Source organism: Leucobacter sp. L43, assembly GCF_016597785.1.
Taxonomy (GTDB): Bacteria; Actinomycetota; Actinomycetes; order Actinomycetales; family Microbacteriaceae; genus Leucobacter; species Leucobacter alluvii.
Map to the genome: position 1 here is coordinate 1,770,159 of NZ_JAENJG010000001.1, position 13,742 is coordinate 1,783,900.

The 13,742-nt window shown below is 69.5% G+C and carries 12 protein-coding genes; 4 read left to right on the top strand and 8 right to left on the bottom strand.

What is annotated here, in order from left to right; genetic code table 11:
* Positions 1-4: 4 nt before the first annotated feature.
* The gene (locus tag JE033_RS08240; protein WP_090145872.1) at positions 5-1,027 is read right to left on the bottom strand and encodes a sugar ABC transporter substrate-binding protein; all 1,023 of its coding nucleotides are present in this window, start codon (positions 1,025-1,027) and stop codon (positions 5-7) included.
* 388 nt (positions 1,028-1,415) lie between these two features.
* Between JE033_RS08240 and JE033_RS08245 the strand changes: the two genes are divergently transcribed.
* The gene (locus JE033_RS08245) at positions 1,416-2,474 is read left to right on the top strand and encodes a LacI family DNA-binding transcriptional regulator (RefSeq protein WP_200330713.1); all 1,059 of its coding nucleotides are present in this window, start codon (positions 1,416-1,418) and stop codon (positions 2,472-2,474) included.
* 79 nt (positions 2,475-2,553) lie between these two features.
* On the opposite strand, the gene JE033_RS08250 is transcribed toward JE033_RS08245, so the two are convergent.
* From JE033_RS08250 to JE033_RS08265, 4 genes are all read right to left on the bottom strand, one after another.
* Complete coding sequence (locus JE033_RS08250) at positions 2,554-3,597, bottom strand: LacI family DNA-binding transcriptional regulator (RefSeq protein WP_200330715.1); 1,044 nt, start codon at positions 3,595-3,597, stop codon at positions 2,554-2,556.
* A 48-nt stretch (positions 3,598-3,645) separates the two neighbouring features.
* On the bottom strand, positions 3,646-4,434 hold the full coding sequence (locus tag JE033_RS08255; protein WP_200330716.1) for a TIM barrel protein: 789 nt from the start codon (positions 4,432-4,434) through the stop codon (positions 3,646-3,648).
* A gap of 31 nt (positions 4,435-4,465) precedes the next feature.
* Positions 4,466-5,473, bottom strand: a complete 1,008-nt coding sequence (gene iolG, locus JE033_RS08260) for an inositol 2-dehydrogenase (protein WP_090145865.1) — start codon at positions 5,471-5,473, stop codon at positions 4,466-4,468.
* A gap of 215 nt (positions 5,474-5,688) precedes the next feature.
* A complete protein-coding gene (locus JE033_RS08265) occupies positions 5,689-6,708 on the bottom strand; it encodes a LacI family DNA-binding transcriptional regulator (protein ID WP_200330718.1) in 1,020 nt (339 codons plus the stop codon).
* Between the two features lie 249 nt (positions 6,709-6,957).
* Between JE033_RS08265 and JE033_RS08270 the strand changes: the two genes are divergently transcribed.
* Together JE033_RS08270 and JE033_RS08275 are read left to right on the top strand one after the other, a co-directional pair.
* Positions 6,958-8,148: a Gfo/Idh/MocA family protein gene (locus tag JE033_RS08270; protein WP_200330720.1), complete on the top strand. Its 1,191-nt coding sequence runs from the start codon at positions 6,958-6,960 to the stop codon at positions 8,146-8,148.
* Between the two features lie 38 nt (positions 8,149-8,186).
* Entirely contained in the window at positions 8,187-9,194 is a 1,008-nt protein-coding gene (locus JE033_RS08275) for a sugar phosphate isomerase/epimerase (protein WP_200330722.1), read from the top strand.
* A 168-nt stretch (positions 9,195-9,362) separates the two neighbouring features.
* Here the strand turns inward: JE033_RS08275 and JE033_RS08280 are convergent, their stop codons facing one another.
* Complete coding sequence (locus JE033_RS08280) at positions 9,363-10,397, bottom strand: Gfo/Idh/MocA family protein (RefSeq protein WP_200330724.1); 1,035 nt, start codon at positions 10,395-10,397, stop codon at positions 9,363-9,365.
* Positions 10,398-10,406: 9 nt separating this feature from the next.
* Positions 10,407-11,882, bottom strand: coding sequence for a sugar porter family MFS transporter (locus tag JE033_RS08285; RefSeq protein WP_200330726.1), 1,476 nt, complete (start codon positions 11,880-11,882; stop codon positions 10,407-10,409).
* A gap of 110 nt (positions 11,883-11,992) precedes the next feature.
* On the opposite strand from JE033_RS08285, the gene JE033_RS08290 reads away from it, so the two are divergent.
* A complete protein-coding gene (locus JE033_RS08290; protein WP_200330728.1) occupies positions 11,993-12,802 on the top strand; it encodes a sulfite exporter TauE/SafE family protein in 810 nt (269 codons plus the stop codon).
* Between the two features lie 42 nt (positions 12,803-12,844).
* Here JE033_RS08290 and JE033_RS08295 read toward each other — a convergent pair whose 3' ends face one another.
* The gene (locus tag JE033_RS08295; protein ID WP_200330730.1) at positions 12,845-13,717 is read right to left on the bottom strand and encodes a sugar phosphate isomerase/epimerase family protein; all 873 of its coding nucleotides are present in this window, start codon (positions 13,715-13,717) and stop codon (positions 12,845-12,847) included.
* Positions 13,718-13,742 lie beyond the last annotated feature (25 nt).

The window sequence follows — 13,742 nt, forward strand, 5'->3', positions numbered from 1 at the left end:
TCTCTTACTCTGCCGACTCGTCGTCGCCGCTGCCTTCGAACTGCGCGGAGACGCTGTCGGCGTTTTCGGCGTTGACGACGGTGGGTCCGGTCAGCACGGCCTGGCCGCCGCCGAGCACGTATCCGCCCTCGGTGTAGAGGCGCACCGCTTCAACGGCGGAGTATCCCTGCACGAACGGCTGCTGATCGATGCCGAAGAGGATCGTGCCGTCCTTGATCGCGGTGTAGACGTCGGCGTTGAGGTCGGTCGTGGCGAGCGTCGCGCTGCTGCCGGCGTCGGCGATCGAGTCCATCGCGGTCATCGCGAAGGGTGCTCCGAGGGTGAGCACCGCGTCGATGTCGGAGTTGGTCTGCAGCTTCGACGTGATGGTCGAGGCGACGTTGGTCATGTCGGTGCCCTGCACGTAGAGCACTTCCGACGTGCCCTCGAAGGTGTCCGCGAGCCCCTCGCAGCGGGCTTCGAGGCCGACGTGCCCCTGCTCCTGGATGACGCAGACGGCCTTCTTCAGGCCGGCGTCGTTGAACTGCTCGCCAGCCGCCTGGCCTGCGATGAACTCGTTCTGCCCGAAGTGCGCGAGCACTCCGAGGTCCTTGTAGGCTTCCTCGCCCGCGTTGATGCTGAAGACGGGGATGCCCGCGTCGACGGCCTTCTGCACTTCGCCCGCCATGGCGTCCGACTTCGCGAGCGTCACGACGATGCCGTCCACGCCCTGGTCGACTGCCTGCTGCACGAGCTGAGCCTGGCGCGCACCGTCGGGATCAGAGCTGTAGAGCAGCTCGACGTTATTGCGTTCGGCGGCGTTCTCGGCCCCCGAGCGGATGGTGTCCCAGAAGGTGTCGCCCGGTGCGGCGTGCGTGACGAGTGCAACCTTGATCTCTTCTTCGTCGACGCCACCGCCGCCGCCACCACCTGCAGCACCGCCGCCGGCGCCGGCGGGAGTACCGCACGCAGCGAGGGCCAGTGCTCCGACGCCCGCGAGGCCTGCGAGGCCGATCTTCGACCAACGCCCGAAACGTGATTTCAACATAGCTGCACTCCATCGTGTAATTGAACTAATGTCGTTACAAAGCTTGCGCTCTGCGTTTACAGTACCGTAACTTCCGCGATCCGGCATCTCTTCCGGTAAAGGTTGAATAACGACCACTCGGCACCTCGCTCATGTCTGTTGCAGCCATCTGTACGGTCTCTCGCAGCGTTCCGCGGAGCGCTGCGGCTCACGGGCGATGCCGACAGCGCCGGTCGCTCTCGAGCGCCGCGCGCCAGCCGCAGCTGCCGCGTCGGCTCGCTTTCGAACGGCGAGAAACCCCTCCGCCTCTAGTATCCCGCTGTCCGGCGTCTCCCCGGGCGCACCGAGCGCGGACGGGTGCGGGTCGCGCAGTGCCGGTGACCGCGGCACGCCGTGGCACGATGGGAGCGTGAGCACCCGCGAGCCGGCACCCCGTCGCCCCACGATGCGCGACGTCGCTGCGCGCGTCGGCCTGTCGCGGCAACTGGTCTCGATCGTGCTGCGCGGCGCACCGGGCGCGAGCGACGCGTCTCGCGAGCGGATCCTCGCAGCGGCGCGCGAACTCGGCTACCACCCCGACGATTCAGCTCGCATGCTGCGGCGACGACGCAGCGGGCAGCTGGGCGTCCTCTTCACCGTGCGGCAGCCGTTCGAGGTCGATCTCGTCGATGCGCTCTACCGTCGCGCCGACGAACACGGGTTCACGCTCGCGCTCGGCGCCATCGGCGAGCAGCACGATCTCGAGACCGCTCTGTCGGGCCTCATGCGCCAGCGCATCGAGGGTCTGATCGTGCTCGACGCCGGAACCGGCGGGCACGAGATCACCGGGCTCCCCTCCGGCCTTCCCGCGCTGCTGCTGGGAGGCCCGACCTCACCGGACGCGCACGACCGGATCGATATCGAGAACGAGCGAGGGATCACCCTCGCCGTCGAGCACCTCAGCGCTCTCGGGCACACGAGAATCGCCTATCTCGGTGCGGCGAGCGGGCCGAACGCCGCCTCCAGGCTCGCCGGATACCGGCGCGCGATGGCCTCACGCGGCCTCCCCGGACGCGTCGTTCCGAGCGACTTCACCGAACTCGGCGGTCATCGGGCAGCACTGTCGCTCCTCGCGGATGGGAGCGTCCGGGAGCACAGCCGCGGAGGGGGAGGCGCGGCCGACGCGCCTGGCAGGGTGACGGCGCTCGTGTGCATGAACGACCACTGTGCGATCGGCGCCCTGCAGACCCTGGTGCGCGCCGGCGTGCGGGTGCCGGAGGAGGTCTCGATCGTCGGCTTCGACGACAGCTCGGCCGCGGCACTGCCCTACGTGGCGCTCACCTCGGTGCGATCCGATCCTGATCATCTGGCGCAGTCGGCCGTCGAGACACTGCGCGCCCGCCTCGCCGACCCGGGAGCGCCCGCGGTCAGGCGCCAGGTGGCTCCGACCCTGTGCACCCGTGCGAGCACCGGTGCAATGAGAACGTGACGACGCAGCGCGCAGGTAGCGCCGTCAGCGGGCAGGCGATGCCGCGCGCGCGGAGCACGAAGCCCAGCCGGCGGCTCGATCATGCGGAGGCGCGCACCACCAGAGCGGGCGGGATCAGCAGTTCGCCGGCCGGCTGATCGGGATCGCCGGCCTGCGCCCCGAGCAGCGCCTCAGCAGCCTCACGGCCGATGCGGCGGTTGTCGGGATCGACGCTCGTCAGCGAGATGCGCGGGATCCCCGCGAGTGTGGTGTCGTCGTACCCCACGACCCGGCAGCCGCCGGGCACCGGCACGCCCGCCGTCTCGAGCGCGGTGATGACGGCTACGGCCGTCAGATCGTTGAAGGCCACGATCGCCTGGGGCAGGCGGTCTTCGACGAGGAGCCGTTCGACGGCCTCGCGCACGCCCTCCTCGGTGAACGCGGCCGGTTCGACCCACGCCCGACCGCCGAACTGGCGGGCCTCGACCGCCGCGCGGAATGCGGCTTCGCGAGCGGCAGCCACCGTCCCGCCGTCGCCCCCGACGAACGCGATGCGCTCGACGCCCCGCGCGGCGAGGTGCGCGATCACGAGATCGAGCCCTGCGTCGTCGTCGGTGCGCACCGTGGCGACCACGTCGTCCGTCGCGTCGATCGCGCTGGCGACCACGGTCGGAATCATCGCGGTCAGTGCGGCGAGCTCCCGGAAATTGGGGATCGTGCCGACCGCGATGAGCCCCGACGGGCGCAGGTCGCGCAGCACGTCGAGGTTGTCGCGATCCAGCACAGCCCCACCAGCGCCATCATCGACCTGCGCGCTCATGATCATGGTCCGCCGCCCGGCTTCGGCGAGCCGCGCCTTCGCTGCCCCGACGATCTCCGCGAAGAGCGGGTTGTGCAGGTTCGACACGAGAATCGCCACGATGTCGCGGCGCCCCGCCGACAACGACTGCGCGACGAGGTTAGGCCGGTAGCCGAGCTGCGCTGCGGCGTGCAGCACACGGAGGCGGCGCTCCTCGCTGACGTTGTCGCCGTTGGTGAAGACGAGGGAGACGAGAGACTTCGAGACCCCGGCCACCCGTGCCACATCCCGGATCGTCGGCGGGCGCACGGGGGCGTCAGGCGTCTCGCCCGGTGTGCGCTCCATCGTCCCTCCTCATGCCTCGTTCATCATATGGGGGCCGCACTCATGAACTCAGGGCGCGAGCGCAGTCGGGAACGCGGCCGCGAACGCGTCGAGCGCAGCATCGGCGTCTCCGCTCGCCCAGGCCTCCATGCCGACCACGCCGTCGTATCCGACCTCGCGCAGCACCCGCGCCACGGCCTCGTATCGGATCTCGCCCGTGCCGGGCTCGCAGCGCCCCGGCACGTCGGCGACCTGGATCTCACCGATCCACGGCAGCGACTCGCGCACGAGCTCGACGAGATTCCCCTCGCCGATCTGCGCGTGGTAGAGGTCGAGATTGAGTCGCAGGTTGGGGTGGTCGACCCCGCGCACGAGGGCGAGCGTGTCGGCAGCCCGCGCGAACGGTGTGCCCGGATGGTCGACTGCGGTGTTCAGATTCTCGAGCACGAAGGTGCGCCCGGCTGCCGCACCCAGATCGGCCACTCGGCGGAGGGTGTCGGCGGCGTGAACCCAGTCCGCTCCCGAGACCCGCGCCCCGGGCACGACCGGCAGGCCGCCCTCGCCGAGACCGGTGCCGTGCAGGTTGAGGCGCGGGGCATCGATGACCTCTGCAGCCCGCAACGATTCGCCCGCGGTCGCGAGCAGGGCAGCACGGCCCTCGGCGGTCGTGAGGTCGCCGCGCAGGTAGCCGGTCATCGAAGAGAACGCGGCCCCGGTCGCGGCGAGGGCGGCGAGATCCTTCGTGCTCCAGTCCCAGATCTCCACGAGAAATCCGCGCTCGTGGATGCGTCGCACGCGCTCCGCGATCGGCAGGTCGGTGTACAGCATCTCGGCGCAGGCCGCGAGACGATAGCTCATGCGCGCACTCCCGCCCGCTCGGTGCCCGGGATCACAGCTCGACCGCGACCGCGGCGCCGGTCTCGGCCGATCGCTGCGCCGCATCGGCGAGGATCAGCGCCGCGCGCCCATCCTCGAACGTCGGGCTGGTCGACGACTCTCCGCGCACGAGCCTCACGAACTCGCCGAGTTCAGCCGCATACGCCTCCGCGTACCGTTCGAGGAAGAACTCGGGGTAGGGCGGCCGGGCTTCCACGGCGTGCCCGTTCGAGAGCACCACCGTGTTCTGCAGAGGGTTGCCGACCTGCAGCATCCCCTTCGATCCGAAGGCTTCCATGCGCTGGTCGTACCCGATGGCGCTGTGCCGGGAGTTCACGATCGTCACGATCGCGCCCGACGCGGCCCGCAGGGTGGCGACGGCGGTGTCGAAATCACCGTGCTCGCGTGCGCCGGCGTCGAAGGTGCGCGTGCCGGTGGCGCTGACCGAGACGATGTCGTCGATGAAGAATCGCGCCATGTCGAAGTCGTGGATGGTCATGTCGCGGAAGATGCCGCCCGAGACGCCGATGTAGTCCGCGGGAGGAGCCGCCGGGTCGCGGCTCACGATGATCAGCTGTTCGAGATCGCCGATCTCTCCAGCACGCACCCGCGCCTGCGCGGAGGCGTGATTCGGATCGAACCGGCGGTTGAACCCGAGCGCGACCGGAACGCCGCTCGATGCGACCAACGGCCGGAGGGCGTCGACGCGCGCGATGTCGAGGTCGATCGGCTTCTCGCAGAGCACGGGGAGGCCCGCGCGCAGGGAGGCCTCGATGAGGTCGACGTGCGTGGGGGTCGGCGAGGCGATGAGGATCGCGTCGACCTCTCCCGAGGCGATCAGCGTCTCGGCGGATTCGGTCGCCGTTGCGCCGTAGCGCGCAGCGACCGCGTGCGCTCCGTCGACGAATGGGTCGGCGACCCAGGAGAGCGTCGCCTCCGGCGAAGCGGCGATGCTGGCCGCGTGCACCTGGCCGATGCGGCCGGTGCCGATGAGTCCGAAGCGGATGGGCTGTTGCGTCATTGCGATTCCCTTGCGGTGGGTGCCGGGGCGGGCGCTACCGTTCCTGCGCCTAGCACGAGCCAAATTGTTAGTACAAAGTACGATTGTAGGGCCGGCGCAGGCCGAGCGCCACTCGGGTGGCGCGCGCCCGGCTGAGCCCCGGCATGTATGCGCCGAAAGCGCACTTCGTGTCGTACCGAGCGGCGGGGAGAGCCGCAATTGCGCTTTCGGCGCGATCAGACGTGCGGGATCCCCGCCGTCGAGGCGCGCACCACGATGCGCGGCGGGAAGATCCGCGATTCGGCGGCCGTTCCCGACAGCAGCGCGAGCAGCGCCTCCCCCGCAGCCTCGCCGAGCTCCGCGGGGTCTCCGCTGATCGTCGTGAGCGCGATGAGGCCGTAGGCGGCGAGCGGCGAGTCGTCGTACCCCACGACGGAGAGGTCTCTCGGCACCGCGAGCCCGGCATCGACGGCCGCTCCGATCACTCCGACGGCCATCGGATCGTTCACCGCGAAGACGGCCGTCGGCCGCGCTCGTGAGCGTCCGGCGGGGCGTTCCCGGGCGGTCGGTCCGGCGAACAGCGTCGCCACCGCCGCGCGGGCGGCGTCCTCTCCGGTCGCATCCGCCGGCACGACGAGCGGTTCGAGGCGGGCTTCAGTCATGGCGGCGACGTACCCGCGCGCACGTTCCGTCGCGCTCGCTCCCGGCCCCGAGACGCAGACGATACGGCGATGACCGAGCCCGAGCAGGTGCCGCGTCGCAAGGCGCCCGCCGGCGGCCTCATCGCTGGCGATCACGGGCACCCGCGGCGCGCTGACGGCTCGCGTGCCGAGCACGACTGCCGGCACTCCCGAGCGCTCGACGGCATCGGCGCTCACCTCGCCGGCGATCACGATCCCGTCAACGCGCAGGGCGCGGAACGCGTCGAGCGGATCGATGTCGAGGTGCGCGTTGAGGTGCGCGTCGGCGATGCTGAGTGCGTAGCCGTCGGCGCGGAATGCCGCCCGGAGACCGGCGAGCGCCTCGACGAACCACAGATTCGAGAAGTCGTCGACCACGACGCCGATGCTGCGCGTGCGGGTTCCCGCGAGACCGGCGGCGAGCCGGCTCGGCGTGTAGTCGAGCTCGGCGACGGCTGCGAGCACCGCCGCGCGCTTCTCGTCGCTGACCTGCGAGGAGTTGCGCATCACGAGCGAGACGAGGGACTTCGAGACGCCGGCGCGCGCGGCAACGTCGTAGATGGTCGGTCGTCGCATCGTTCGCCTTTCGCGCAGCTGGCAGGTCCCCCTGCCGACATCAGGGTACGCGACTTCGGTTCCGGGCGAACGCGGTGGGCTCTGGCGAACGCAGCCTGGGGCGGCCGACGCGCGATCGCATGCCGCGGTCTAATTGACAGGACATGGATGCCCGGCTACCGTGGTGCCAATTGGAGCGCTCCAAACGAAGACGCGCTGCTGGTGCCCAGCACCGAAGTTCCCCAGCAAGGAAGCCCGAAAGGAACCCCCATGACCACATCACTCGGCGTCGCCGTCATCGGAGCCGGCATGGCCGGCAAAGCTCACGCCGCCGCATACCGGGCCGCCTCGACCGTGTACGCGCCCGTGCTGCCCGAGATCCGACTCGTCGCGATCGGCGACTCCTTCGAGCCCCTGGGCGTCGAGACCGCGCAGCGCTTCGGCTTCGAACGGCACGTCGTCGACTGGCGCGACATCGCCGCCGCAGACGACATCGACGTCGTCAGCGTCGTCGTCGCGAACTCGCTGCACCGCGAAATCGTCGAGGGTCTCCTCGCGGCCGGCAAGCACGTGCTCTGCGAGAAGCCCCTCAGCGACACGATCGCAGATGCGCGAGCCATGGCCGAGGCTGCACGATCCGCGGAAGCGCAGGGCCTCGTGGCCCGCATCGGATTCAGCTACCTCCGCTCCCCCGGCATCGCGTTCATGCGGCAGCTCATCGACGACGGACGGCTCGGAGACCTGCTGCACTTCTCCGGCCGCTACTGGACCGACTACGGGTGCCGCCCCGACGCGCCGATCAGCTGGCGCTACCAGGGCCCCCAGGGATCGGGCGCTCTGGGCGACATCGGCAGCCACGTGAGCTACATCGCGGAATACCTGTGCGGACCAGCGCACGACGTCTCCGGCGGTCGCTTCCACACGTCGATCGTCGAGCGCCCGAAGCCGCTCGGCCAGGTGATCGGCCACACCGGGGGCGACGTGAGCGATGAGACTTCCCCCGTGACGAATGACGACTACGCGACCTTCAATGCGCGCTTCGCGGCCTGTGTCGGCACGATCGAGGTCTCACGCGTCGCGGCCGGTCACCCGAACGGTCTCGCGCTCGAGATCTTCGGAACGCGCGGGGCCGCGCGCTGGTCGCAGACGAACCCGGCGCAGGTCGAGGTCATGCTGCACGACGAGCACGCCGACGTCGCCGGTTACCGCACGATCCCGCTGGGGCCGGCGCACCCCCACTACGCCGGTGGATGGGCGATGGACGCCCCCGGCGTCGGCATCGGCCAGAACGATCTATTCGTGCACCAGGCCCGCGCCTTTCTCGAAGAGGTCGCCGGCGTCCCCGCCGAAGCGTCGCTCCCCCGCTGCAGGAGTTTCGACGACGGCGTGCACAACATGGAATTCCTCGCCGCCGTCGCCGACTCGGCCGCGCACGGCGGCACGACGGTCGCCGTCCGCTGATCCTCCCCGCTTCCACCTCTGGCGAAAAGAGCCCTCATATGAAACTCGGCGTGTACAACGCGATCCTCCACGACCGCAGCCTGCCGCAGGCGATCGAGATCGTCCGCTCGCTCGGCCTCACCGGCATCGAGCTCAACTCGGGCGGATTCCTCCCCGCCACGCACATCCCGAACCTCGGGGACGTCCTCGACTCCGACGTCGCTCGCGACGAGTTCCTCGAGCAGTTCGCCGACACGGGAGTCTCCATCGCGGGCCTCAACTGCAACGGCAACCCGCTGCACCCGAAGCGCGCGATCGGTGAGGCGCACGCGGCAGATGTGCGGCGGTCGATCCGGCTCGCTGAGCGACTCGGCCAGGATCGCGTGGTGACCATGTCGGGTCTTCCCGGCGGCGAACCGGGCGCGACCGTGGTCAACTGGGTGGTCAACGCCTGGAACTCGGCCGCCCTCGACGTGCTCGACTACCAGTGGGATATCGCAGCGGAGTTCTGGCGCGAGATGGACCGCTTCGCCGCCGACCATGGCGTGAAGATCGCACTCGAACTGCACCCGCAGAATCTCGTGTTCAACTCGGCCGACGTGCACAAGCTCATCGAGCTCACGAATGCGACGCACATCGGCGTCGAGCTCGACGCCTCACACCTCTTCTGGCAGCAGATGGATCCCGTGGCCGTCGTACGGCATCTCGGCGAACTCGTCGTGCATGCCGCGGCGAAGGACGTGCGCGTGAACCCCGAGTGGGCGCGGCTCAACGGGGTGCTCGACAACTCGTTCCGCCGCCTCGGCCCGGACGAGCCCCGCACCAATCTCGGCGGCGACGAGTGGGCGAACGAGTGGCCGAAGCGCTCGGCGTGGGACTTCGTCGCGCTCGGGCGCGGCCACGACACCGCGTTCTGGACGGAGTTCCTCCGCGCGATCCGCGACGTCGACCCCGGCATGTGGGTCAACATCGAGCACGAGGACGTCTCGCTCGGGCGCATCGAGGGGCTCGAGGTCGCATCGAAGGTGCTGCTCGAGGCCGACGCGGCGCTGCAGGGCGCCCGCTAGCCGGCCCGGACGCCCCGGCGGGCCAGCGAGAGCGCAATTGGAGTCGGTGTGCGGGCGGCGGCGCGCACCAACTGCGCTTTCGCGGGACTCGCGGCGCGCGGCGCGCGGCGCGCGGCGGGCGGCGCGGGACTCGCGGCGCGTGGCGCGGGACTCGCGGCGCGTGGCGAGTTACGGACGCACGGCGACGCGCACCCGTTCGCCGGTCTCAGCGCTCTCGCGAGCCGCATCGAGCACCGCGACCGTGTGCAGCGCTTCATCCAGGGTGACGCTCGGCGAGGTGCCGTCGACGAGCGCACGGTGCACGTCGCGGTAGAACTCCGTGTAGTCTCCGCGCAACGACGGGACGCGGATCGCGCCGGCCCCGGTGGTGAGCACGCCCCAGCGCTCCTCCCCTTCGACGCCCCACACGTCCGCGTTCGCGACGGGGGTCAGGCCCGCGAGCAGCTGGTCGACCTGCACGTCGGCCATGTGCGACTCGTAATTGCCCTCGTGTCCGATGACGATCATGCGCCGATCGTTTCTGCGCGCGCCCTTGGTCGAGGAGACCGAGCTGAAGACGCCGGAGGCGTGGTGGAGCCCGAGGAAGAACCCGACATCGACGCGCGCGTCACCCGAGCCGAACCAGTCGAGATGCGCATCGACACGGTCGACGGGACCGAAGAGCTGCGTCAGCTGGTCGACGACGTGCGCGCCCAGGTCTCGCAGCAGCCCCTCGTCGGGGCCCTGATCGAGCACCGCGCGATCGTCCTGGTCGAGCGCGAAGTCGGCGCGCCAGACGGGCCCGAGCGCACCGGAGTCGAGCACGGATCGCAGGGTGACGAGATCCGTGTCCCATCGCCGGTTGTGGAACACGGTGAGCATGCGGTCCGCCGCGGATGCCGCGGAGATGAGCTCGCGCGCCGTAGCGGCGTCGGGAGCGAACGGCTTGTCGGCGATCACATGCACCCCGCGCTCGAGCGCGCGCAGCACCAGCTCGCGCCGCGTCGCGGGCGGCGTCGTGATGACGACGGCGTCGACGCCGGCATCGATGAGCGCGTCGAGCGACGCGAACGCGGGCACGCCCGGCGCCGCCTCGGCGAGCGAGGACCGCGTGGCCTCCGATCGGGCGACGACGCCCGTGAGCTCCCATTCGATCGCGGCCTGAATGTACGGCAGGTGGAAGCGCCGCCCTCCGACGCCGAATCCGACGATCCCGATGCGCACGCGCGCTCCCTACTTGCTTCGCGGCACGTAGATCGCGCCGGTGGTGACTTCTTCTTCGAGCGCTTCGAGCGTACGCCCGCGGGTCTCGGGAATGCACTTCCAGACGAAGAGCAGCGCGAGCGCCCCCACGGCGGCGAACACGAAGAACGTGTTCGAGATCCCGATGCCGTCGACGAGCGGCAGGAAGAAGAGCGCGACGATGCCGTTCATGATCCACAGTGCGAAGACCGAGATGCCCATGCCGATGCCGCGCATGTGCAACGGGAAGATCTCCGAGAGGTACACCCACACGGCGACGTTCAAGAACGTCTGCATGGAGCCGACGAAGATGACGACGAGTGCGAGGATCACCCAGGGGCGGGCAGCGCTCTCAGCCGGCAGCGTCAGCGATGCGACGCCGATGAGCAGGTGGCTCACCGTGGTGAGCGTGAATCCCGTGATGAACGTCTTGCGGCGATCCAGCCGGTCCATCATCTGCAGCGCGATGATCGCGCCGATCACGGCGATGATGCCCGGTGCGACGTTCGCGATGAGGGCCGCGTTCTGCGAGAAGCCCGACTGCTCGAGCACCTGGCTGCCGAAGTACATGATGGAGTTGATGCCGGTGAGCTGCTGGGCGATGCCGAGCCCGATGCCGACGAAGATGATCTTCGTCAGGTTGCGGTTCGCGAAGATGGCACGCCATCCGATCTGCGATGCTCCGCGCTCCTCCTCGATGAGTGCGCGGAGTTCGCCGATCTCGGCCGCTGCGCGCTCGGGGGTGCGAACGGTCGCGAGAACCCGCTCGGCGTGCTCGTAGTCGCCCCGGTTGACGAGCCAGCGCGGCGATTCCGGCATGCGCAGCATGCCGAAGAAGAGCGCGATCGCCGGCAGCGCGCAGACCGCGAACATGACGCGCCAGATGTTGTCGATGTGTCCCCAGACGTTGCCGATGATCGCGTTGACCACGAATGCGGCGAGCTGACCCACGACGATCATCAGCTCGTTGCGGCCCGCGATGGAGCCGCGGATCTCGTAGGGCGCGAGCTCGGCGAGGAAGACGGGCACGACGGTCGACGCTCCGCCGACCGCGAGGCCGAGCAGCACCCGGCCGAGGATGAGGGTGCCGAATCCGAGTGGCGTGTGCGTTCCGTAGGTCTCGCCGCCCGGGGCGAAGACCACGAACGCGGTGCCGACGAAGAAGAGCACGGCGAGCAGGATGATCGTCTTGCGTCGGCCCCAGCCGTCGGAGAGCCGACCGCACGCCATCGCGCCGAGCGCGGCAGCGAATACGAGCGAACTGGTGAACCAGCCTTCGAGGAACGGCGTCAGACCCAGTTCCTCCGACATCGGGCTGAGCGCGCCGTTGACGACGCCCGTGTCATAGCCGAAGAGCAGTCCGCCGAAGGTGGCGATGAGCGCCACGAGACCGAGTCGACGGCGATGCGGTCCGTTGCCGAGTGGCGGCAGTGCCGTACGACTCTCTCCCGCGGTTCCGACTGTCATCTCGTTGACTCCTTCGTCGCCCGGGCCCGTCGAGTAACGGACCGCTCATCCGAGCTTAACAATGTCGTTACATTTGGACAAACTTTGGCGAGCGGTACAGTGGTCCGGTGATGTCAGCCCTCCCCGATCTCGCCCCGCTCGCCTGGGTGGTACTCGGCATCGCGGCGTGCATCGTCGGATTCTCGAAGACGGCGCTCCCGGGCGCGAACACGGTGTCGATCGCGATCTTCGCCGCGATCCTGCCCGCGAAGCAGTCCACGGGGGCACTGCTTCTGCTGCTCATCGTTGGCGATGCCTTCGCGGTGTGGGCCTACCGGAAGCATGCGAGTTGGCCGACGATGCTGCGCCTCGCACCCGCGGTCGTCGCAGGACTCGTGCTGGGCGCCGTGTTCCTCGCGTTCGCCGACGACGACTGGGTGCGCCGCGTGATCGGCGCGATCCTGCTGCTCGTCGTCGCCTTCACGATGTGGAGGCGCTACTTCTCGCTCGGCCGGGGCACGACGGCCTCGCGAGGCTCGGCGGACGGCGCTGCACCTCCCGCCGGAGCTGGCAGCGCCACCGGCCGCGGTCTCGCCGGTAGCCTCGGCTACGGCTCCCTCGCCGGCTTCACCACAATGGTCGCCAACGCCGGAGGGCCTGTCATGTCGATGTACTTCCTCGCCATGAAGTTCCCCGTGCAGGCGTTCCTCGGCACGGCGGCCTGGTTCTTCGCGATCATCAACATCGCGAAGCTCCCGTTCTCCGTCAGTCTCGGCCTGATCGATGCCTCGAGCCTCGCACTCGACCTGGTCCTCGTGCCGGGCGTCGTCATCGGCGCCGTGCTCGGACGCTGGATCGCGATGCGCATCAAGCAGCGCGTGTTCGAGCGCGCCGTGCTCGCCGTGACGATCCTCGCCGCGCTCTACCTCGTCATCTTCTGAGCCGCGGCGCGGCGGCTGCGGCGGCTCCGGGAGCGGCCGCTCTCAGACCACGCCGGCCAGCTCGCGCAGTTTGGCGAGCTGGAAGCGCGAGATCTCATCTGCGCGCTCGTCTTCGGCGAACACGTTCGACACGATCAACGCGTCGTCGCGTTCGAGGTACCCCGAGTCGCGGAGCACGGTGAAGAGCTCGATCCAGTCGACGTCGCCGTCGCCGATCGCCAGGTGCTGATGCACGCGCACCGCGTTGTCCGGAGGGTTGGTGATGTAGCGCAGGGCGTTCGACCGCGTGTGGTCGAAGGTGTCGGCCGCGTACACGGCGCCGAGGCGGTTCCCGAGCTGCGGGATCAGGCTCGTCGCCCGGTCGCCGTAATGGAACGTGTGCGCGGCGACGTAGACGAATCCGACGCGGTCGGTGTTCAAACCGCGGATGATGCGCCACGCCTCGAGCCCGTCCTCGACGAAGTCGTCTGGGTGCGGGTCGAAGTTCATGGTGACGCCTTCGCGCTCGAGCACCGGAATGAGACGCTCCATCGCTCGGTAGAACGCGACCTCCGAGTCCTCCTCGCGCTCGGGCCGACCCGAGAACTCGGTGTTGACGATCGGCGCCTCGAGCTCGGCGGCGATCTCGATGTAGCGCGTCGTGTTGAAGACTGCGGCGTCGACCTCGTGCGGCTCCGGGCCTCCGAAGCGCTGCACCGGCAGCAGGGAGGTGATCGTCACCCCGGCGTCCCTCGCCCGCTTCTTCAGCTGTGCGATGAGGGCGCTGTCCATCTTGGGGTGGTGGAAGTGCCGCCCGAAATCTGGGCTGGGCGTCAGCTGCAGGTACTCGTATCCCAGCCGCGCGACGAGGTCGGGGAAGTCGAGCAGGTGCACCGAATCGTTGTACGGCGTGGGGTCGAGTGCGATGCGCACCATGGGGCCTCCTCAGTACTCAGTGTGT